Here is a 20,071-nt window from a genome sequence, read left to right on the forward strand (position 1 = left end):
TCGTGACCGAACTCCGGATCCTCGACCTGACCAAGGAGTACCGCGGCGGCAAGCGCGCGGTGGACTCCTTCTCGCTGACGCTACGGCCCGGCGTGCTCGGCCTGCTCGGCGCCAACGGCGCCGGCAAGTCGAGCCTGATGCGCATCCTGGCCACGGTCACCCGGCCCACCTCGGGCCGGGTGCTCTGGGAGGGCGTCGACACCGCCCGCCGCCCCGGGCCGCTGCGCCGTGCCGTCGGCTACCTCCCGCAGGACTTCGGCGTGTACCCGCAGCTCACCGCCCGCGAGTTCCTCGGGTACCTGGCCGCCGCCAAGGGGATGCGGCGCCGCCCCGCGAAGGCCCGGATCGACGAACTGCTCGACCTGGTCAACCTGTCGGGCGCGGCCGGGCAGCGGCTCGGGGCGATGTCCGGCGGGATGCGCCAGCGGGTCGGTATCGCCCAGGCGCTGCTCAACGACCCGGCACTGCTGATCGTGGACGAGCCGACGGTCGGGCTGGATCCGGAGGAGCGCCTGCGCTTCGGCAGCCTGCTGAGCGCGCTCGGCGCCGACCGGATCGTCGTGCTGTCCACCCACATCGTCCCGGACGTCGCCGCCACGGCGGACCGGATCGCCGTCATGGGGCACGGCCGGCTGCTGCACCACGGCACTCCGGAGGAGCTCCTGGGCCGTGCGGAGGGCTCGGTGTGGGAGCTGACCGTCGCCGCCGACCGACTCCCGTCGCTGCGTTCGCGGTTCCTGCTCGGCGGCACCACCCGCACCCCGGACGGCGTCCGGGTGCGGGTGCTGTCCGGGGGCCGGCCCGCACCGGAGGCGCAGCCCGTCACGCCCCGGCTGGAGGACGCGTACCTGCTGCTCACCGCCGCGCCGGCCGGGGCGTCGGCCTCGGCTTCGGCTTCGGCCTCGGCCGAGGAGGTGGCGACGTGGTGACGCGCGTCGGGGCGCTCGCGCTGGCCGACTTCCGGGAGCGCCGGCGGCGGCCCGGGTACCTGGTCGTGCTGCTCGGCACGCTCGCCCTCGGGCTGCTGGCCGCGCCGGTCGGCGACTCCCGGTGGGAGGTGTTCCAGGTGACCGACCTGCACGGCCGTTACACCAGTGGCTACGTGGGAACGGTGACCGCGCTCGGCGGCGCGGTCTGGCTCTCGCTGGCGGGCTTCGGCATCGCGCGGGGGGCGATCCCCCGGGACGAGCAGAGCGGCGTGGGCCGACTGCTCGCCGCCACGCCGACGGGCCGGATCGCCTACCTGGCGGGCAAGTTCGGCAGCAACCTGCTGCTCTTCGGCTCGATGCTGCTCGCCCTGGCCGGGACGGCCCTCGGGGTGCAGCTGCTCAAGGGGGACTCGGACCGGGTGGACGTGGTGCGGCTGCTGCTGCCGTACGTCCTGATCACGCTGCCGCTGCTGGCGGCGGTGGCCGGGTGCGCGGTGCTCTTCGACACCGTGCCCGGGCTGCGCGGCGGGCTGGGGTCGATGGTCTGGTTCGCGGTCTGGCTGGTGTTCGTCCTGGGCGCGCAGACCACCGGCGGGCTGGACCTGCTGGGCATGCGCCGGATCACCGCGTCGATCCGGGAGGTGCTCGCGGCGGGCGGACGGCCGGTCGACGGCGTGGAGTTCGGGGTCGGGCTGACGGCGGACAACCGGGTGCTCGGCACCTTCGACTGGCCCGGTCTCAGGCCGGGCGAGGCGGGCGGGCCGGCCGCGACGGGGCTGCTGCTGATCGCGGCGGCGCTCGGGCTCGCGCTGCTCGGGGCGCTGTGGTTCCGGCGCTTCGACGGGCCGGAGGCCCGCCCGGCCCCGACGGGGCTCCGCCCGGGCGCGACGGGGGTGCGTCCGGGCGGATGGGGCCGCAGCGGGGCGCGGGACGGCGAACGGGCCGGCACGGCACCGGAGCCCGGAGCGGCCGCCTTCGCCCTGGCTCCGGCCCGGCTGACCCCGGCCCGCCAGGGCCGCACGGTGGCCGCCGCGCTCACCGGCGAGCTGCGGATCCTGGTGCAGGGGCAGCAGTGGTGGTGGGCCGGGGCCGCCGTCATCGCCGCGGCGGCACTGAGCGTCGCACCGGACGGTCCGAGCCACGCGGTGCTGCCGTTCGCGATGCTCTGGCCGGTGCTGCTCTGGTCCCGGATGGGCCACCGGGCAGACGGCGGCAGCACCGCCGAACTGCTCGGTGCCTGCCCGTCCCCGCTCCGCCGGGGGCTGGCCGCCCTGCTCGCGGGGATCGTCCCGGCACTCGCGGCGGTGGTCGGATCGGTCGTCCGGCTGTTCGGCGCCGGGGAGCCCCGCGCCGCCGCGGGCGCCCTGGCCGGCGCACTGCTGATCCCCGCCCTGGCCATGCTCTGCGGCACCGTCACCCGCGGCCCCCGACTGTTCCAGACCGTCTACCCGCTGCTCTGGTACGGAATGATCAACCACGTCGGCGGGCTGGACTTCCTCGGCGTCTCCGGGGATCGCGCCCCGGCACCCGCAGCCGTCGCCGGCCTCGCCGCCGCGCTGGCGCTGGGCGTGCTCGCGGTGGACGCGATACGCCACGCCACCCGCTGAGCCGCCGGGCGGGTGCACAAAGCTGCCGGTCAACCGGCAGATTGGGGCCGGACCGGGGCCGGAGCGCCGGAGTACGATGGCCCGGTCCCGGAGGCGCCGAACACCCGAGCGCCCTGGCAGGCCCGCCCCTCGCCGAAGCGATCCTCCCGGCACACGGTGAGCCAGGGCCGCGCGCGCCCAGGACCGTCAACCGCACCACAGCACCAGGCAAGGCCCAGAACGACGGCCCGTCGTGCTGCGCAGGCAGGGCGACGGGCCGCGCCACGCCCCGATGCCCGTCTGTGAGGACGCACCCATGACCCCTGCCCTGTCCAGCACGAGCCCGGACACCGGCGGACGCCCGACCGGGATCACCGACTCCTCCGACTCCTCCGGCTGCTCCGACCCCACCGCCCCCTTCGACCCCGCCGAACTCTCGACCTACAGAAGACTGTTGGGCCTCCTGGCGACCAACCCCGCCGCCTACCGCACGATCTGCCACGAGCCGGAGGGGAACACCGCCCTCGCCAGCGAACTACGCGGCCACCCACTGGCACAGGCCGCCAAGTCCATCGTCCTCCGAGCCAAGCGAACCAAGCAGGACGGCGGCGGCCGCTACGCGCTCGCCGTGGTGCCCGGCGACCGCCGGGTCGACCTGGACGCCGTCGGCCACGCCCTGGGATCCGACCGGGTCGGCTTCGCGGACCGCACCACCGCCGAACGACTGAGCGGCTGCACGAGCGGCTCGATCATCCCCTTCTCGTTCCACCCCGACCTCGAACTCCTCGTGGACCACGACCTCTTGACCCACAGCCACCTCTACTTCAACGCAGCACGACTCGACCGCTCGATCGCCCTGTGCACCGCCGCCTACCGAACCCTGGCCCACCCCCACATCCTCGCCATCGCCGCCTGACCCACCCATCCGTCGGCCGCCCACACCCCCACCGACCCACTCCCCCGCCCGCGGACGCAAAAGGCCCAGGCCGGACGACCCCCGACCTGGGCCCCACCCGATCAGCCCCGGCCGGGGCCCCCGAACAGCAGGTTGTCGGGCCAGTGCGGCTTCGGCAGTCCCAGCTCCTGCAGGTAGCCGATCCGCGCGTTGATGGCGGCGGAGAAGTGCCTCCAGTCCAGGCTGGCGACCGGCTCGTTCGGCTTCGGATCGGTCGCGGACGACGTGACGTAGCAGACCGCGTCGTACAGCTGCTCGACCATCAGTCGCTGGCAGAAGATGCCGAACCGTGCCTGGTAGGACTTGCCGTGCCAGATCTCCTCGACGGGGAGCGCTCCCGCGGCCGGCCTCACCGGCCGCCTCGATCCCTCCTCGTCCTGCATGATGAAGAAGTAGCCGAGCCAGGGCTTCTCGCCGGGGTAGAGGTCGGCCAGCGCGGCCCTCCGGAGGTCGACGGCGCTGCCGAGGGCCTCCTCCACCCGGTTGTTGTAGTTGTTGCCGAACGACGGCCCACCCAGGGCCTTCAGCTCGAAGGCGGCCACCAGCGTGTTCTCGTACGCGACGACGACGTCCCACTGCTTCTGGGGCCTGTAGTAGCCCGGGAGTTCCAGCCCCTGGGACTTGGCGATCCGGATGCTCCCGGGCGGGTAGCCGGCTTCGAGGAAGAACTTCGCCAGGAGGGTCGCGATGGAGTCGAAGTGCTTGCCGCCCCGCACGGAACCGGCGGTGCCGGCACCGACCGCCGCCTTGATCGCGGACTGTTCGTTCTGGGCCTGCTTGACACCCCAGTACGCCGCGACGGCGTCCTCGAAGTCCTGGCGGCTGACCGTCAAGGTCGGTTCCTCCTAATCGGGAAGCTCGGTGAGCCCGTAGACACGCAGCGCTGCCTCGGTTGCCGCCTCCACGTCCCGCTCGTCGAAGGCGCGCGCCAGGGCGGTCCGGTCCTCCTCGGCGATGGCCGCCGGGTCCGGCACGCGGATCCTGCGGAGGTACTGCGCCTGGAAACGGAGCGTGCCCCCACGCATCTTGACCGCGTACGCCTCCACGAACGCCTCAGCCACCTTGGAGAGGAGCAGGCCCCCGAGCACCCGCATGTTCCAGACGTCCGAGACGATGAAGTACAGGTTGTGGTGAGGGTACAACCTGCCCTTGTCGAGGACCGGATGGATGGTCAGTTTCATGTCCGGGAACAGGAGTTTCTGCCGACTCGTCAGTCCGTGGTCGACCTTGTCGATGGTCTTGTACCAGCGCTCCGGCTGCTTGACCGCCACGTACCGCTTGCGCAGGACCCCGCTGTGCCGACGGAAGTGGGCAGCGAGCTTCGGATAGGCGGCGAGGTCGACGAGTCGGCCCTCGGAGTCCCACGGATTGACCAGACGGGAGCCGCTCCAGTCGATGGAGCCGCTGGTGGTGTCCCGCACCATGGCCAGGGGCAGGAGACGGTCCGCCTCCACCAGTTGGGGATCGTCGGTGATGAAGACCTTGTCCGCACCGGTGGCGATGCCGATGCCGACGCGCGTGCCCGTGACGCTGTCCTCCAACGGCCGGAACCGGTCGCTGAGGTCCTCGAGAACGGCCAGCCTCGCGGGTGAGCCCGCCGGCCAGGAGTCCTCGCCGGGGAACCAGTGCGGCAGCGGAGCGGCCTGGTACGCGGCCGTGGCGATCGGCTCCCGCTCCTCAGCCTCGTACCAGGCGAGGAAATCGCGGGCCTCCGGCTCCCCGAACGCCCGGGTCGTGTCGGCGGCAACCGCTCCGCCCTGCTCCCGGCGGGAGACGACCGTGATCGCGGGGTAGGCCGAGACCTGTTCCTGGAAAGCGTCCACGTCGTGCATCACCAGCGCCAGGTCCATGCTGAACTCCCGCGTCACCAGCTGCCGGAGCTTGCGGCCGTACTGGTTCCGCATCCAGCGGTCCGCGCAGATGAACCCGAGCCGGCCGCCCGGCGCCAGGCTCCGGAGTGCCACCTCGTAGAAGCCGATGTAGATGTCGGCACGGCCGCCCATCGTGGCGCAGGCACTGCGGTAGGCGTCCATCCGCCCCTCGGGGACGTCCTCCAGCCTGATGTAGGGGGGATTGCCCACGACGAAGTCCGCGCGCTGCCCGGAATCGGCCCGGAGCAGGTAGTCGTCCTGCCTCACCCAGCTCGAAGCGACCTTCCGGGCGTCACCCCGCTCCCAGCCGTCATCCTTGAGCCGCTGCTCGACGAGCCCCCGGCTCTCGGCCACGTTCCGCCCGAGCAGGTCGAACGCACGCACGGCGCCCACCGCATCGGTGATCGACCGACCGTGGGCCCGGCACGAGGCGCTGATCCGGGAAGCGATCACACCGAGGAACGCTCCCCCGCCGCACGCCGGCTCGACGACCGTCAGCCGCGCGAGGTCCTTGTCCGCCGTGTACCCGAGCAGATCGAGGATGAGCTCGACGACCCAGCGCCTCGTGAACACCTCGCCGTGCTCGACCGCCTCTTCAGGGACCTCGGGCAGAGCCTGCTTGTCGATGCCGAAGGGCGGGAGAGTTGCCACCGCTCGACCATACAGCGACCCCGCCACGTCCGAGCGCGCCCACGAACGACAAAAGGCCCAGGTCACGGGCTATGTGACCTGGGCCTTCACTGAGCCGCCTGCGGGATTCGAACCCGCGACCTACGCATTACGAGTTTGCCCAATTACTGTCCGTGATTGTCCGCCTCCGTCCGCACCGCAGGTCAGCGGACGGCGCGGGACGGTCGTGGGCCACCACGGACAGGATGGACTGAGACCAGAACTGAGACTGAAGGTCCGGCCGACCGTTGCGCCGGTAGTGTCGCCAGCATGGGCACGATGAGCACCAAGCCGATCATCGGCATCCTCCATCCCGGAAGCATGGGCGCCGCCGTGGCGGCCTGCGCTCGGCCGAATGCCGAGCGCGTTCTCTGGTGTCCGGCGGGTCGGAGCCCGGCCACGGCCGGGCGAGCCGAGGCGGCGGGCCTGGAGCCCGTCGGCAGCCTTGAAGATCTGCTCATGCAAGCCGATGTCGTCCTCAGCATTTGCCCGCCGGCTGCTGCTGAGGACGTCGCCCGCGTCGTAGCCGAGCATCACTTCGGCGGCGTCTACGTGGAGGCCAACGCCATCAACCCGGAGCGGGCGCGGCGTATCGCCGACCTGGTGGGCTCCGATGCCCGCGCGGTCGTGGATGGTGCCGTCATCGGCTCGCCACCGGTCGGGACCAAGCGGACCCGCTTGTATCTGTCCGGGGCCGAGAGTGCCGTTTCCCTGGTGGAGCAGCTGTTCATCGGCAGTGCGGTGACCACTCCCGCTCTAGGGCCGGAGATTGGGCAGGCGTCGGCCCTGAAGCTGGCATACAGCTCCTATCAGAAGGCGTCCCGCGTGCTCGCGGCGGTTGCCTTCGGCGCGGCACGCGCGCACGGTGTGGACGATGCGCTGCTCGACGTCGCCAGCAAGCGGCAGAGCAGCTACCTCCCGGAGACCGGGTACATAGCCAAGACCGCCGCCCGGGCGTGGCGTTGGGGCCCGGAGATGGACGAGGCCGCCGACATGCTGTCCGGCGTCGGGTTGCCCGACGAGGTGCTGCGGGCCGTGTCGCAAACCCTCGTTCGGTGGGAGAACAGCAAGGACCTCGCCGAGCTGACGCCCGACGAGGCCCTTGACCGTCTGTCCCGGCCGCAGTGAGCGCAGGCCGCTACCGGTTTCCGCAGGCATGGTCGCGCGACAAGAGGTCGTTGATCAGTCGTGCTGCTTCAGCCGGTTCGACGTTGCCGGTGTCCACAGTGAGGTCCCATGTCTGCCCGGGGTGAGCGTCGACATCGGCCTGTGTGGCATCCCATGCGGACAGTCGATCCGCGGTGTCGGCGTCGCCCCGCCCGGCTGACCGGGACGCCGTCGACTCACGCGAGCACCAAAGCAGGACGACGGACCAGTCGGCCGGGTAGCCCTTGGTGAGCGCGTTGATGCCCTCGACCTGGCCCAGGTGGACGACCGGGATGCCCATCATGAACGCCTCGTCCATCCCCGGACGGTCGATCACGTACGTGTTGCCGTACCGGCGGTTCAGGTAGATGACATCGCCGGCGGCCTCCAGCTCGGCCAGTTGCTCAGCAGTGCCCATCCGGTAGCCGGCGGACTTCCCGGAGCCGACCTTGAGTCGAGAGAAGAGCCGGTATTCCGGACTGATGTCCCTGAGGGCCCGGGTGACGGTGTCCTTCCCGGCGGCCGGCGGGCCGTACAGGATGAGGCCATGCGACGTCACAGCCCGCCTCCGCTCAGTACGTCGCGGGCCTGGTCGGCGGCAGCGATCGCCGCACCGAGGCGGTTGTCCACCACGAAGTGCGGGCCTTGAGGCCGGAGCTTGAGGTCAATCGTGGCCAGGTACTCATCCCACGACTCCATCTTCCAGATGTCCCGGGCCGCGCCTCGGAACTCGATGTACTCCCTCATCGAGTCAGGGTCGCACTCGACCCAGATAGCGGCCACGGTGGCTCGCTTCGCCTTGCAGCGGTTGTAGAAGCGCTGCATCCAGTCGGCCTGCGAGAACTCCGCCAGGAACGGCGCGTCGAGGATCACGGACGTACCGCAGTCGACGTTGTCCCATGCGGCCTCCATGAGGCATCGGTATTCGAGCGGCCGGACCTTTTCGCGGTAGAGCGCAGAACTCCGGTCGTTCACCTCTCCGCCGAGCGCCATCAAGAGCTGATCGACCAGCGGGCGCGTCAAGGAATCCTTGTCGAGCACCGGCCACCCGGTGAGACGGCCGATGAATTTGGCGAACTCACTTTTCCCGGAACCGGCATATCCGCCGACGAGGAGAACCATCGGGCCGGAATTCTCACCGCCATTCCGACGCTTCCACTCGTTAATGACCCGACTGCGGAACGCTTCGGCGTCGACGTTGTCCGCGCCCTCGCGGATGCTGCCGAGAGCCTCGCGGATCGCCTGGTCCAGGTCGGGGACAGTTTCTGCTGCTGGACGCTGGTTGGGCACCGTGGTGACCTCTCCGGGGAGCGGTCGGCGAAAGCCCAGTTCGGCCTCGTTCATGCGGTAGAGAAGGCAGTAGGCCCGGCGGTAGTCGGGGCGCGGGTACGAGGAGCCCGCCTCGTGTGCCCAGACCGTCTGAAAGTTGGCAGCAAGGTTGAACTTGTGCCGCTCGCCGATTTCCCGAAGCTTCTCGCCGACTTCCTCAAGGGTAAGTTCGTGGGATTCCCTGACCTTCTTGAGAATTGCCGGATTCCATCCTGGGCGTTGCCGAGCCATATTCCCCTCCTAGGAAACTGCTCGTGCCGCGAGTGTAGCGGCTCGTTGAGTCACCCGAAAATCGCGATAGAAGTCGTGATAGTAGTCGTGTAAGGATCCGCTGCCGAATACCGGTAAGGCTCCGTGATACAGATGCCGCCCCGATGGGTGTGAACTGATTCCTGTCCACCCCAGGAGGCATCAGTGAAGCGTCACCCGCCCCGATATGCAGTCAGGGGACCGCAGCACAGCCGCGATCCCCTGATCCCCCCATCCGCCCGTCACCGGGCCTCAAGCTCCGCGACCCGGGCTTGCAGATCGCGAAGTTCCCCGCGAACCTCCGCAAGCTCACGTCGGAGCTGTCCGGCCTCGCTGCCGGCGACGGCAGCAGCCTTCGACTCCGCACCTTCGGTCAGGAACGCCGCCTTGCCCTGGTGGCTCACGACGAGCCCGGTTTCCCGCAGGTGGCCGACGGCGGCGCGCGCAACGGTTGGGCTCACGTCGTAGTAGGCCTGGAGCTTCGCCAATGACGGGATCTTCCCGTCGGCAGCGAACTCACCCTTCGCGATCCGTACGCAAAGGTCATCGGCCACCTGCCGGTAGGCAGACTTCTCGCCGGTCCACTCGACCATCACCACTCCACATCCCTCTGCGTCTCTGCCTCATAGTGCCGCACCCTCCGGCCGGAACCAATGCTTCCGCATGTCGCCCGGCCGATGGACTTGCCAACTCTGCTTCTCTGCCCCACAGTGTTCTGTGTGGCAGAGAGAACAAAGCTCTCTCAGGCCTAGCTATTCCTGCACGTCAACGGCCGCTATGGGGCTGGGAACCGTCGCGCACTCGCTGTCGCGACAGGCCCGGCGTCTGCGGAACCGGGGCTCTGTCCACACAGAGCACAGCCCCTTGAGAACTCAACAGTGTGTTGATCAAGAACGAGTGTCTTTGGTCCCCGATCCGTGCCGCCTGTGGCGGGTCGGGGGTCATGGCTGCTCGTGACATGACGAGTGGCTGGGCCTGAAAAACGGGCCGCCGCGCTCCCGGCCAAGGAACGCGCGGCGGCCCTCGGGCCCACTCACCAACTACGAAGAGGTGAACCCGTGAAGACCATCATTGCAGGCCAGCAGGCCTGCACCGCCCTGGAGTTCGCTGAGCTGGCGCTCGGCGTCGACAACGAGCCGTTTGACCCGCTGTTCGACGCGTTGTTCGGCGGCGTGGCCGGTGAGGGTGCGGACGAGTACCAGGCGCGCACGGACGTGGCCCGTGAGGTGCTGGCGGAGCTGCGGGAGACGGACCCGGAGTCGGCCGAGGTCGCGGCGGAGCTGCTGCGGACCGCTCCCGTCCCACTGCACCGCATCCGCCCCGCCGTCCGCCGGCCGCGTACGGGGAAGGCGGCGTGATGGGGATCCTGCGCAAGGCCGCCGACCGCGTGGCGCTGGCGATGCCCGACGATCGCAAGCTCTCCACCGCGATCGGGCTCGCGTCCTCGATCGCGCACGACGCCGACCTGACGACGACCGCCACCGTGGCCTCCGGTCTCGGGGCGGCCGCGATCGTCGCCCAGACCCTCTACAGCCCGGCCGAGCCGCCGGAGGGCGGATACGCCAGCTTCACCACCGACGGCGAGTCTCCGAAGCGGAGGTGGCGCAGGTGAGCCGGGCCGGGAAGTTCTGGCTGGTCTCCGGCCTCTTGGCCGTGGCCGCCATGGCGTTCCGGGTCTCGTGGAACGCGCTGCGGGACATTGCGTCGGCGATCGGGGCCGACCCGACCGCCGCAACCGTCTACCCGCTGGTGGTCGACGGGCTGATGGCGCTCGCGCTGGTCGTCGCGCTGGTGCTGACGGATGCCGACCGCAAGTTCGCTCTGCGGGTGCTGGCCGGGTACACCGCCGCCTCGCTGGTGCTCAACTACGTGCACGGCCTGGTGCCGACTCTGCACGGTGGCGGTCGGACCCGACTGGCCGAGTGGGCGCCCGCGCACTGGGCCTTGGTCCTGCTCGCGTCGTCGCTGCCGGTCGGGTCGATCTACTTCGGGTCGGATCTGGTGGCCAAGGTCTTGCACGCTCGACCCAAGGCCGACAAAACAGCACAGACCATGATGAATCGGTCGGTTCCTGACCAGCGCGAACCTGGGGCCGACGAACCGGACTGGTCGCTGGGGCAGTCGCCCGACCAGACGCCCGAACCGGCGCCGACTGAACCAGTTGTCGCGCCGACCGAGCCTCCGGCCGAGCAGGCGCCCGCTGCGCCGACCCGCAAGCCGACCGCACCGACGGCGGCCCGGCCCCGTCGGGCGACCGGCACCGTCCCCAAGTCGGCCCGGACCACCCGACCCAAGCGCACGGCGGACGACCTGCTCGCCGAGGCGCGGTCGGCCACGGCCGACTGGTCGGACGCCGAGCTGACCGCCGACCGGATCCGCGAAGCGGTCCGCACGTCGGCCGCGAAAGCCCGCGTCCTGCGCGACACCCTCACCGCCGAGCGCTCCGTCCCGGCTGACGCCGAGTCGGAGCGCCCCGCGCTGCACGCCGTTCCCGACCCCGCCCCGGCCGACGTCGACGGCCCGGCGGACGAGACCACCGACTCTCCCGAGGAGAAGGCATCGTGACCACTCTCGACAGCACGACCACCAGCGGCGAGCAGATCGGCGCCGCCGGCGCGCTGATGGCCATCCTCACCACCCACGCCGACCTGCCCGCACCGAGGTTCGAGCTCTGGGAGACCCACGCGCCCGACAGCCCCTCCCCGACCTGGGGCCTGCGGGCCACCCTCCACGACAACCTCGCCGGGTTCGAGCAGTGGCGCTCCGCCCTCGACCTGGACCCCGCCGCCGTCAAGCACAAGCACAACTACGGCAGCACCCTGGCCTGGCTCGTCGTCACCGGCACCGCCTACGGCGCCCCCATCGAGCTGGCCGGCTTCTACACCCTGCCCGAACCCGCCACCACCTGGGCCTGATTGTGGCCCGGCCCCGGTTCTGGGACCCGGAGGGCCGCCGGTCCGGGGGCATCCCCACCTACCCGTGGAGGATGGCCCCGGCCGGCTACCTCACCCGCCGTCAGCTCCGTGATCGTGGTCTGCGGCCCGGCGGTCAGCCGGTCGCCGCGCAGATCCTCTGGCGCTCCCGCCGCAGCAGCACCGGCGTGCGCGCGGCCTACCTCTACCGGCTCGCCCTGGCCAAGCCCGTCCGCCCCATGACCGAGGGGCGGTGGCGGGCGCTGGCCGCCGCGAACGCCGCCCGCCGCACCTGCCCCGTCTGCGGCATGGATGCCGGCTATGTCCTGCCCGCGCACCTGGGCACCTGCCTGCGGTGCGCGGACGGCACACCCCTCGCGGCCTGAAACCCGCCAACTCGCCCTCCAGGCAACCTACCTCGTTCCGCGAAAGGAACGCCGTGACCACCACGCGCACCTTCCTCGCCACCCACGCCCAGCAGCTGGCGATGGTCATGCCGACCGGCCACATCCGCGTCAGCATCGACCCCGCTGCCACCGCCATCACGGTCCTGCTCAGCACGCCCGACGACGACGGCCCGTCCGCCGACGCCGTGCGCCGCTCCCGCAGCTGGGAGGACCACAACCGGCTGAGCATCGACGTCCCCGCGCCGGACAACGGCTTCACCCACATCGGCGGGAACACCGTCTACCAGTCCTTCGGCACGGTCACCGGCAACGTCACCGGGATCACGATCGTCAACGGCCGCGTCATCGTCGGCGGCCAGCAGCCGACCAGCGCGATCACCGCCACCATCACCCTGCCGCCGACCGCACTCGGCGTGGCCCTGCAGAGCGTTTCCGCCGACCTCACCGTCACCGGGCACCTGCCGGTGCTGGCGTTCTCCTCCACTTCCGGCGACGTGCGGGTGCAGTCGGTGAACGTGCTGTCGGCCACGACGGTCTCCGGCGACGTCGTCGCCGAGCGCACCGGCGGCGACGTCGAGATCCGCTCCACCTCCGGCGACGTGCGCATCGGCGTCCACGAGGGCCACATCGCCGACATCCGCACCGTCTCCGGCGACGTCCGCCTGACCGCCGGCACCCGCGCCACCGGAACCCTCAACGCCCGCACCGTCTCCGGCGACATCGAGCTGCACGGCACCGGCCGCCTCGACGTCCGCACCCGCACCGTCTCCGGCCGCGCCCGCCGCCACTGAACGAGGAGCCCAACATGGCCTTCACCTCCGGTGACGAGGTGCTGATCCTCTCCTGCGAGGACGACCCCCGGGCCGCCGGCCGGACCGGCCAGATCGCCGACGAGGTCCCGCCGGGCCCGCTCACGGGCGGCCGGTGGACCGGCCGCTGACACCCAACGCAACACCCCCGGGACGGCCGCTCAGCCTGCCAGCATCCGGCCGCCCCGGGCCCCTTTCCGCACCACACAGCAGTGAGAAAGGAACCCCCAGTGAACCACCACACCCCCGGCTCCGGCTCTGGCGACGACGCCGAGAACGAGCTGTTCGAGCGCCTGGCCGCGGAGATGGCCGAAGACGGCGTGGTCGACCTCGCCAAGGCCCGCGCCGAACGCCGCCCCACCACCGCGACCGCCGTGGACGACGACGGCGACGACGAGCCGTCCGTCTACGTCGACCAGCCCGTCACCGTGCCGCTGCCGGTGCCGGAGGGCACCCGCCGCCCGATCCTCCCCGCCTGGCTGCTGTCCACGGCCGAGCTGAAGGCCCAACTCGCCTACACCGCAGGCCGGATCGGCCACACCGCCGCGTACCACGCGATCCGCACCCCGCTCTACGCCGCCCGTCTCGCCGGGCGCGCGCCGCGCGGCACCGCCCGGGCCCTGAACTTCCTGGGCCGGTGGGCCTCCGACGCCGAGGGACAGCCGCTGCGCGCGGCGGCCGCCCGGCGCGAGGACGCGGAGCTGTACCTCAAGCTCTCGCGGCAGCGCGACAACCGGGTGCGCCTGCGCTCCCTGATCTCCCTGCTCGGCTCCGTCTTCGGCCTCACCGCGGTCGTGGTGTTGTGGGTGCTGACCAGCACCGCGACCCTGCTCGCGCTGGCCTCGGCCGTGGTGCTCGCGCTCGGCGTCGCCGGGGCGCCGGCGGATGAGCCGCTGATCGGCCGGGCGGTGGTCAAGGCGAAGGCGCCCAAGCTCACCTCGGACATGGTGGTGCGGGCGCTGGAGTCGCTGGGCATCGGCGGGATCACCTCCGCCAAGTCCAAGGGCTCCGGCATCACCTTCCCTGCCCCGATCATGCGCGACGGCCCGGGGTGGCGCGCGGACGTCGAGCTGCCGCACGGCGTGGAGGTCGCGGACGTGATGGGCAAGCGCGGTCAGCTCGCCTCGGGCCTGCGCCGCCCGCTGGGGACCGTATGGCCGGAGCAGGCCCCGGGCGAGCACCCGGGCCGCATGGTGCTCTGGGTCGGGGACCAGGACATGGCCACCGCCAAGCAGCCCGCCTGGCCGCTCGCACGCAAGGGCACCGTCGACCTGTTCGACCCGGTCGCGTTCGCCACCGACCAGCGCGGCGCCTGGGTGAACGTCACCCTGATGTTCATCGCCGGCGTCATCGGCGCCGTCCCCCGCATGGGCAAGACCTTCCTGCTCCGCCTGCTCCTGCTCATCGCTGCCCTCGACCCCCGGGCCGAGCTGCACACCTACGACCTCAAGGGCACCGGCGACCTCGACCCGGTCGGCGAGAAGGTCTCCCACCGCCACCGTGCCGGGGACGACGACGAGGACATCGAATACGCCATCGCCGACATGCGGGAGCTGCGCGCCGAGCTGCGGCGCCGCACCAAGGTGATCCGCTCTCTGCCCCGGGACGTGTGCCCGGAGTCGAAGGTGACCAGCAAGCTCGCCGACAACAAGAGCCTGCGCCTGCACCCGATCGTCGTCGGTGTGGACGAGTGCCAGGTGTGGTTCGAGCACCCCAAGTACGGGGCGGAGTTCGAGGAGATCTGCACCGACCTCGTGAAGCGCGGCCCTGCCACCGGGATCGTGCTGCTGCTGGCCACCCAGCGCCCCGACGCCAAGTCCCTGCCCACCGGCATCAGCGCGAACGCGATCCTGCGGCTGTGCCTGAAGGTGATGGGGCAGACGGAGAACGACATGGTGCTCGGCACCTCCGCCTACAAGCGCGGGGTGCGGGCCACGACGTTCACCCGCTCCGACCGGGGCATCGCCTACTACATCGGCGGTGAGGGCGCCGACGCCCAGATCATCCGGTCGGTGTTCGTGGACGCCCCCAGCGCGGAGGCCATCGCCCAGCGCGGCCGAGAAGCCCGCGAGAGCGCCGGGATGCTGACCGGCCACGCCGCCGGCGGCACCGACACCGCCCCCGCGACGGCCCCGCGGTTCGACCTGCTCGCCGACATCCTCGCCGTCATGGGCCCCGACGAGCCGAAGCTGTGGTCGGAGACGATCGTCGCCCGCCTCGCCGAGCTGCGGCCGGACGCGTACGGGCCGTGGGGAGAGCTGGAGGGCCGCGCGAAGGCCGATCAGATCGCCACCGCGCTCAAGCCCTACGGCATCGCGACCGGCCAGGTGTGGGGCACCACCGAGGGCGGCAAGGGCGCCAACCGGCGCGGCGTCGAGCGCGACCACATCACCAAGGCCGTCACCGAGCGCGACAAGAAGCGTGACGCCGGATAGCCCCGGACCACCCGCGAACGGTCGCTAGGCCTAGCAAGCACCCTCGCTAGACCTAGCGACCCCGCTAGCGACCCAAACATGCCCTGATCAGGGGCCTAGCGCCTAGCGAACACCCCGCTAGAGCCCCGGAAACCGCCCCGGAGGCACCCATGACCCCTCTGATACTCGCCGCGCTCGCCGCCGCCCTGCTCGCCGCGCTCTGTTACGCAGCGTTGTGCGCCGCCAGTCCCTTCGGTGACTGCCGCCGCTGCGACGGCCTCGGCTTCCAACTCGCCCACGACCGGCGCGGCAAGCCCAAGCGCGGCAAGCACTGCCGCCGCTGCCGGGGCGTCGGCAAGCGCATCCGCGTCGGCCGCCACCTCTACAACGTCGCCCACCGCACCTGGACCGCCGGCACCAACTAGCACCACTCCGCAGACCACCGCCCATCGCACCGTCCGGGAGAACCGCATGAACGTCACCGTGTCCCTCGCCCTGCTCACCGGCACCGTCACCGTCGTCCTCGTGTGGACCAAGCGCGTCGGCGTCGGAACCGCCCTGATCGTCTGGCTCTCCGGCCTCACCGCCGCCTCCACCGGCCTTGCGGGGCCCGTGAACAACATGCTCGGCGCGCTCGTCAACGCCCTCAGCAGCCACTGACCGGCCGCCCGCGATGACCGCCCCCGCCGCGATCCGGCCGCTCGCCGCCGTCCACCTGCGCGAAGCCCTCACCGCCGCCGCCAACGACCGGCCCGCGGCGGCCCTGGCCGCGCTCATGCACATCGACTCCGAGTCCTGGACCGCCATCGAACAGCGCGCCCGCCTGCTCGGCACCGACCTGATCGACCTGCTCGCCCACGCCGCCCGCACCGGAGGTACCCCGTGAGCACCACCACCGACGCCATCGCCGTAGCCCTGCTGATGACCCCCGGTGCCGTCCTCGGGGCCGCCGCCCTCATCTCCCAGCGCGGCGCCCGCGCCGACAGCGCGGCCGTCCTGCAGGTCCTCGCCGAGTCCGCCGCCGAACGCGCCGCCCGCGCGGCCACGACGGACACCGCCCCGCCCGACGGCGGCGAGGGCGCCCCCGCCCCGGTCGTCGATGCCCCGGCCCGGCTCGCCACCGTCCACCAGTTCCCCAGCACCCGCGCCCGCCGCGCCGCCTGAGGGGAGGACCTACATGCACAGCGACTACGACCACTCCCGGACGCTGCTGGCGATCGACCTGTTCGCCGGGGTCGGTGGACTCGACCTTCCCGCGAGGGAGTTGGGCCTGGCGGTGATCGGGGTCGAGCGGAGCCCGGATGCGTGCGTCACCCGCCGTGCGGCCGGCCTCCAGACGATCGAGGGCGACGTGCGCCACTACGGGCCCGCCGACTTCCCCACCGCCACGCTCTTGCTCGGTGGCCCGCCCTGTCAGCCGTTCAGCGCGGCAGGCACCGGGGCCGGACGCCGGGCGCTCGGCGACATCGTCGCGCTCGCCCACCGGCTGTCCGAGCGACAGACCGTCGCCCGGCACGGCCACAACGAGGTGGACGACCTGATCCGCTTGGTCCTCGAACCGCTTCGGTGGGCGCTGGACGCCCTCGACGCCGGGCGGCCGTACGAGGCGATCCTGTTGGAGCAGGTCCCGGCCGTCCTGCCCGTCTGGCAGACCTACGCGGCGATCCTGCGGGCCGAGGGCTACAGCGCCGTCGCGGGCACGGTGCGGGCCGAGCAGTACGGCGTCCCGCAGACCCGCCGGCGGGCCGTCCTCATCGCCCGTCGCACCGGCACCGCCACCCTGCCCGCGCCCACCCACCGGCCCTACACCAAGGGCACACCCCGCACGGCCGGTGATCCGGGCCTGCTGCCTTGGACCGTGATGGGCGACGTCCTTCCCGAACGCGGGCCGTTCACCGTCGTCTCCAACTACGGCACCGGCGGCGACCCCAAGGCCCGAGGACGGCGCACCAGCGGTGAGCCGTCCGCCACCGTCACCGGCAAGGTCTCCCGCGTCCGGGTGCTGGCCGCCGACGGCACCGAAAGCCGCTTCTCCTGGGCCGAGGCGGGCACCCTGCAGTCCTTCCCCGTCGACCACCCGTGGTCCGGCCGCGACATCGGCCAGCAGATCGGCAACGCCGTCCCGCCGCTGCTGGCCCACCACCTGCTCACCGCCGCCCTCGACGGCTAGACGTGCCGTGTCCGCCCTCGATTGGCGCGACGCCCGCCACTACGACCGCACCGGCGACCGCCCGTGCCGCTGGTGCGGTCGCCCCACCCCGCTACGCGACGACCAGCGCAGGCCATCGCACAAGGTCTGCGCCGAGAACGCGATCAACGACAACGGCGGCCCCCTCCCTCCAAGAAGCAGGGCCGCCGTCGATCCAGCAGAGAACTGGAGGCATCCAGCATGACCCAACCGACCATGATCCGGGGAGAGCACCTGTCCACCGCGCTCTCCCTGGCGGCCGACGGCGTGCCCGTGCTGCCGCTGCGAGCCGGGAAGCTGCCGTTCGGCAACTGCCGCAACTGCGCGGACAACGCCTGCGGCGGCCGGCCGAACATGAAGACCCCCGGCCCCTGCAACTGCTTCGCCCCCTGCCACGGCTGGGCCGCCGCCACCACCAGCCCCAGCGCCATCACCTCCCGGGATTGGATGCGGGCGTGGCGCGAGGGAGCGGCGGTGGCCTACCACCCCGGCGGCGCCGGGCTGACCGTCGTGGACCTCGACAACCCGGCGGCCATCGCCTGGGCCAGGGCCCACCTGCCCGTCACCCGGACCGTCCCGACGACCCGAGGCGAGCACTGGATCTACAGGGGTGCCATGCCCTCCGCCAACAAGGTGCGGCCCGGCGTGGACATCAAGTCCACCATGGCCTACGCCCGCTGGCTCGGCCCCGGCACCGGCCCCCTCACCCCCCTGCCGGACGCCGTCCGCGCCCTGGTCGTCAAGGCGCCCGCCCCGGTCCGGCCGACCACCGTCACAGTGCCGGCACCGGCCGGGGGCGGCACGTGCCCCCACCGCACCCCGGCGTACCTGAACCGCGGAATCGCCATGGCCGAGCAGCGCATCACTGAGGCGTCCAGCGCCGTGCACAACACGGTGTTCGCGACGTTCCTCGCGGTGCTGTCCACCCACGGGCGGTGCGGGTGCCTGACCGAGGCGCACACCGCGCGCCTGTTCGCCGCCGCGCAGGCCAAGGGCGAATCGCCCCGGCACTGCGCCGACGCGTGGGCCAACGCCCTGACCCGGCTGGGGATGTGACCGTGGCCGAGGACGAGAAGACCCCCGCGCGCGAGGTCATCGCCGACTACGCCCAGGCGCACTTCCGGTACTTCCGCACCGCCGACGGCACCGTGTACGCCCAGCGCATGGGCCACCCGGTGGCCCGGCCGATCCGCTCCCAGGGCACCACCGGCAGCCACCGCCAGGAACTCATGGTCGGCCTCTACCGGGACGGGGTCGGCGTGTTCAACGGAACCGCGATCAAGGAGGCGCTGGACCTGATCGAGGCGCTGGCCCTGTCCGAGGAGGTGCAGGCGGTCCACATCCGCGTGGCGCCCGGGTTCGACGGGGCGACCTGGTTGGACCTGGGGCGGGCGGACGGCCTGTCGGTGCGCATCCACCCCAGCGGGTGGGACGTCACCACGCCCGACCCGCGCGAGGTGTGTTGGCGGCGCACGCAGCTCACCGGGGAACTCCCCGTGCCGGTCAAGGACACCGACGGCAAGGGGTTCGACCTGCTGTTCGGACTGTGCAACTTCGCCAACGCCGGGTCCGAAGCCTTGGCCATGGCATGGCTGGTCGGCTGTCTGGGGCCGTCCGTACCGGTCCCGGCGCCGTTCCTGACCGGGCCGCAGGGCGCGGGCAAGTCCACCGCCGGTCGGATGCTTCTGCGGGTCATCGAGGGCATGACCAGCGATTTGCGTCGCGCGCCGAAGGATGAAGCGAACCTGATCGCCGCCGTCGCGGCCGGCTGGGTCACCGCCCTGGACAACCTGAGCCACATGACCCCGGACATGTCCGACGCCATGTGCTGCATCGTCACCGGCGCGGAGGACGTCAAGCGGGCCTTGTTCACCGACGGGGACGTGCACCGATCCAGCTACCGCCGTCCCCTGCTGCTGACCGGCATCGACGTCGGCGTCATCCGCCCCGACCTGGCCGAGCGCCTGCTACCGCTGCGGCTGGAGCGGCCCACCGTCCGCCGCACCGAAGCCGAACTGTGGGCGGAGTACGAACCCGTGCTCCCCGTCATCCTCGGCTCCCTGCTCGACCTGACCGTGAAGGTCCGCGCGGCCGAAGCCGAGACGCCCACCGAGACGCGCATGGCGGACTTCGCTCACCTGTGCGCGCAGTTCGACGCCGCCGAGCACCTCGGCGCGCTGGCCGCCTACCGGGCCAGCCTGGACGACCTGAACGACGACGTCATCGAGGGCGACCTCCTCGCGCAGACCGTCCTCAAGCACGCCGACACCATCGACCCCGGCGCCGCGCAGCGCATGACCTCCACCGAGTGGCTGAGCCACCTCAGCCGCCTCTACAGCGGCGACGAACTGCGCTCCCTGCCCAAGGGATGGCCGACCACCGGCAAAGTCCTCTCCGACCGCCTCAAGCGCCTCCAACCCACCCTCGCGGCCCGGGGCGTCCTCATCGACACCGGCCGTGCCCACGAGGGCCGCTACCTCGAAATGGCCCGCCCGGCCACCACAGACCCGCACAAACAGCAGCAGGCGTTCTGACCGCGCCCACGTCGCCCCGGACAAGCAAGAAGAGCACCGCGGGCCCGGGTGCTCTTCTTCCTGGTCGGCGAAG

At 71.8% G+C, this 20,071-nt stretch carries 24 protein-coding genes; 19 read left to right on the top strand and 5 right to left on the bottom strand.

Features of this window, described 5'->3' with window-relative positions; translation table 11 throughout:
- The first annotated feature begins 2 nt into the window (after nucleotides 1–2).
- The 3 genes from ACIGG8_RS02105 (at nucleotide 3) to ACIGG8_RS02115 (ending at nucleotide 3,431) form a co-directional block, all read left to right on the top strand.
- A complete protein-coding gene (locus ACIGG8_RS02105; RefSeq protein WP_396544896.1) occupies nucleotides 3–929 on the top strand; it encodes an ABC transporter ATP-binding protein in 927 nt (308 codons plus the stop codon).
- The gene (locus tag ACIGG8_RS02110; protein WP_396544898.1) at nucleotides 923–2,536 is read left to right on the top strand and encodes an ABC transporter permease; all 1,614 of its coding nucleotides are present in this window, start codon (nucleotides 923–925) and stop codon (nucleotides 2,534–2,536) included. The genes ACIGG8_RS02105 and ACIGG8_RS02110 overlap by 7 nt, the downstream gene beginning before the upstream one ends.
- 295 nt (nucleotides 2,537–2,831) lie before the next feature.
- The gene (locus tag ACIGG8_RS02115) at nucleotides 2,832–3,431 is read left to right on the top strand and encodes a YbaK/EbsC family protein (RefSeq protein WP_396544900.1); all 600 of its coding nucleotides are present in this window, start codon (nucleotides 2,832–2,834) and stop codon (nucleotides 3,429–3,431) included.
- A 101-nt stretch (nucleotides 3,432–3,532) separates the two neighbouring features.
- On the opposite strand, the gene ACIGG8_RS02120 is transcribed toward ACIGG8_RS02115, so the two are convergent.
- Together ACIGG8_RS02120 and ACIGG8_RS02125 are read right to left on the bottom strand one after the other, a co-directional pair.
- Nucleotides 3,533–4,303 (bottom strand): PaeR7I family type II restriction endonuclease, encoded by a 771-nt coding sequence (locus ACIGG8_RS02120; protein ID WP_396544902.1) that lies wholly within the window; start codon nucleotides 4,301–4,303, stop codon nucleotides 3,533–3,535.
- A gap of 12 nt (nucleotides 4,304–4,315) precedes the next feature.
- On the bottom strand, nucleotides 4,316–5,992 hold the full coding sequence (locus ACIGG8_RS02125; RefSeq protein ID WP_396544904.1) for an Eco57I restriction-modification methylase domain-containing protein: 1,677 nt from the start codon (nucleotides 5,990–5,992) through the stop codon (nucleotides 4,316–4,318).
- A 288-nt stretch (nucleotides 5,993–6,280) separates the two neighbouring features.
- Between ACIGG8_RS02125 and ACIGG8_RS02130 the strand changes: the two genes are divergently transcribed.
- A complete protein-coding gene (locus ACIGG8_RS02130) occupies nucleotides 6,281–7,138 on the top strand; it encodes a DUF1932 domain-containing protein (protein WP_396544906.1) in 858 nt (285 codons plus the stop codon).
- A 10-nt stretch (nucleotides 7,139–7,148) separates the two neighbouring features.
- Here ACIGG8_RS02130 and ACIGG8_RS02135 read toward each other — a convergent pair whose 3' ends face one another.
- The 3 genes from ACIGG8_RS02135 to ACIGG8_RS02145 form a co-directional block, all read right to left on the bottom strand.
- Complete coding sequence (locus ACIGG8_RS02135; RefSeq protein ID WP_396544908.1) at nucleotides 7,149–7,715, bottom strand: guanylate kinase; 567 nt, start codon at nucleotides 7,713–7,715, stop codon at nucleotides 7,149–7,151.
- Nucleotides 7,712–8,716, bottom strand: coding sequence for an AAA family ATPase (locus tag ACIGG8_RS02140; RefSeq protein ID WP_396544910.1), 1,005 nt, complete (start codon nucleotides 8,714–8,716; stop codon nucleotides 7,712–7,714). The genes ACIGG8_RS02135 and ACIGG8_RS02140 overlap by 4 nt, the downstream gene beginning before the upstream one ends.
- A gap of 260 nt (nucleotides 8,717–8,976) precedes the next feature.
- Entirely contained in the window at nucleotides 8,977–9,327 is a 351-nt protein-coding gene (locus tag ACIGG8_RS02145) for a GntR family transcriptional regulator (RefSeq protein WP_396545229.1), read from the bottom strand.
- Nucleotides 9,328–9,792: 465 nt separating this feature from the next.
- Between ACIGG8_RS02145 and ACIGG8_RS02150 the strand changes: the two genes are divergently transcribed.
- The 15 genes from ACIGG8_RS02150 to ACIGG8_RS02220 all read left to right on the top strand — a co-directional run bounded on the left by ACIGG8_RS02150 (nucleotide 9,793) and on the right by ACIGG8_RS02220 (nucleotide 19,998).
- Nucleotides 9,793–10,092, top strand: a complete 300-nt coding sequence (locus ACIGG8_RS02150; RefSeq protein WP_396544912.1) for a hypothetical protein — start codon at nucleotides 9,793–9,795, stop codon at nucleotides 10,090–10,092.
- Nucleotides 10,089–10,346, top strand: a complete 258-nt coding sequence (locus tag ACIGG8_RS02155) for a hypothetical protein (RefSeq protein WP_396544914.1) — start codon at nucleotides 10,089–10,091, stop codon at nucleotides 10,344–10,346. Before ACIGG8_RS02150 ends, ACIGG8_RS02155 begins: the two co-directional genes overlap by 4 nt.
- Nucleotides 10,343–11,299 (top strand): DUF2637 domain-containing protein, encoded by a 957-nt coding sequence (locus ACIGG8_RS02160; protein ID WP_396544916.1) that lies wholly within the window; start codon nucleotides 10,343–10,345, stop codon nucleotides 11,297–11,299. Before ACIGG8_RS02155 ends, ACIGG8_RS02160 begins: the two co-directional genes overlap by 4 nt.
- Nucleotides 11,296–11,649 carry a hypothetical protein gene (locus ACIGG8_RS02165; protein ID WP_396544918.1) on the top strand — a complete coding sequence of 118 codons (354 nt, stop codon included), beginning with the start codon at nucleotides 11,296–11,298 and terminating at the stop codon, nucleotides 11,647–11,649. The genes ACIGG8_RS02160 and ACIGG8_RS02165 overlap by 4 nt, the downstream gene beginning before the upstream one ends.
- A gap of 2 nt (nucleotides 11,650–11,651) precedes the next feature.
- Nucleotides 11,652–12,032 (top strand): RRQRL motif-containing zinc-binding protein, encoded by a 381-nt coding sequence (locus ACIGG8_RS02170; RefSeq protein WP_396544920.1) that lies wholly within the window; start codon nucleotides 11,652–11,654, stop codon nucleotides 12,030–12,032.
- Nucleotides 12,033–12,085: 53 nt separating this feature from the next.
- On the top strand, nucleotides 12,086–12,844 hold the full coding sequence (locus tag ACIGG8_RS02175) for a DUF4097 family beta strand repeat-containing protein (RefSeq protein WP_396544922.1): 759 nt from the start codon (nucleotides 12,086–12,088) through the stop codon (nucleotides 12,842–12,844).
- 14 nt (nucleotides 12,845–12,858) lie between these two features.
- Nucleotides 12,859–12,993, top strand: a complete 135-nt coding sequence (locus ACIGG8_RS02180) for a hypothetical protein (RefSeq protein WP_396544924.1) — start codon at nucleotides 12,859–12,861, stop codon at nucleotides 12,991–12,993.
- Between the two features lie 174 nt (nucleotides 12,994–13,167).
- The gene (locus ACIGG8_RS02185; RefSeq protein WP_396545231.1) at nucleotides 13,168–15,297 is read left to right on the top strand and encodes a cell division protein FtsK; all 2,130 of its coding nucleotides are present in this window, start codon (nucleotides 13,168–13,170) and stop codon (nucleotides 15,295–15,297) included.
- 149 nt (nucleotides 15,298–15,446) lie between these two features.
- Entirely contained in the window at nucleotides 15,447–15,701 is a 255-nt protein-coding gene (locus ACIGG8_RS02190; protein ID WP_396544926.1) for a hypothetical protein, read from the top strand.
- A 46-nt stretch (nucleotides 15,702–15,747) separates the two neighbouring features.
- Nucleotides 15,748–15,936 carry a hypothetical protein gene (locus ACIGG8_RS02195; RefSeq protein ID WP_396544928.1) on the top strand — a complete coding sequence of 63 codons (189 nt, stop codon included), beginning with the start codon at nucleotides 15,748–15,750 and terminating at the stop codon, nucleotides 15,934–15,936.
- A 13-nt stretch (nucleotides 15,937–15,949) separates the two neighbouring features.
- Nucleotides 15,950–16,162 (top strand): hypothetical protein, encoded by a 213-nt coding sequence (locus ACIGG8_RS02200; protein ID WP_396544930.1) that lies wholly within the window; start codon nucleotides 15,950–15,952, stop codon nucleotides 16,160–16,162.
- Nucleotides 16,159–16,440 carry a hypothetical protein gene (locus tag ACIGG8_RS02205; protein WP_396544932.1) on the top strand — a complete coding sequence of 94 codons (282 nt, stop codon included), beginning with the start codon at nucleotides 16,159–16,161 and terminating at the stop codon, nucleotides 16,438–16,440. The genes ACIGG8_RS02200 and ACIGG8_RS02205 overlap by 4 nt, the downstream gene beginning before the upstream one ends.
- 13 nt (nucleotides 16,441–16,453) lie before the next feature.
- On the top strand, nucleotides 16,454–17,446 hold the full coding sequence (locus ACIGG8_RS02210; protein WP_396544934.1) for a DNA cytosine methyltransferase: 993 nt from the start codon (nucleotides 16,454–16,456) through the stop codon (nucleotides 17,444–17,446).
- A gap of 219 nt (nucleotides 17,447–17,665) precedes the next feature.
- Nucleotides 17,666–18,520 (top strand): bifunctional DNA primase/polymerase, encoded by an 855-nt coding sequence (locus tag ACIGG8_RS02215; RefSeq protein ID WP_396544936.1) that lies wholly within the window; start codon nucleotides 17,666–17,668, stop codon nucleotides 18,518–18,520.
- Nucleotides 18,521–18,522: 2 nt separating this feature from the next.
- Nucleotides 18,523–19,998: an ATP-binding protein gene (locus tag ACIGG8_RS02220; RefSeq protein WP_396544938.1), complete on the top strand. Its 1,476-nt coding sequence runs from the start codon at nucleotides 18,523–18,525 to the stop codon at nucleotides 19,996–19,998.
- Nucleotides 19,999–20,071 lie beyond the last annotated feature (73 nt).

Source organism: Kitasatospora sp. NPDC085464 (assembly GCF_044541955.1).
Lineage (GTDB): Bacteria > Actinomycetota > Actinomycetes > Streptomycetales > Streptomycetaceae > Kitasatospora.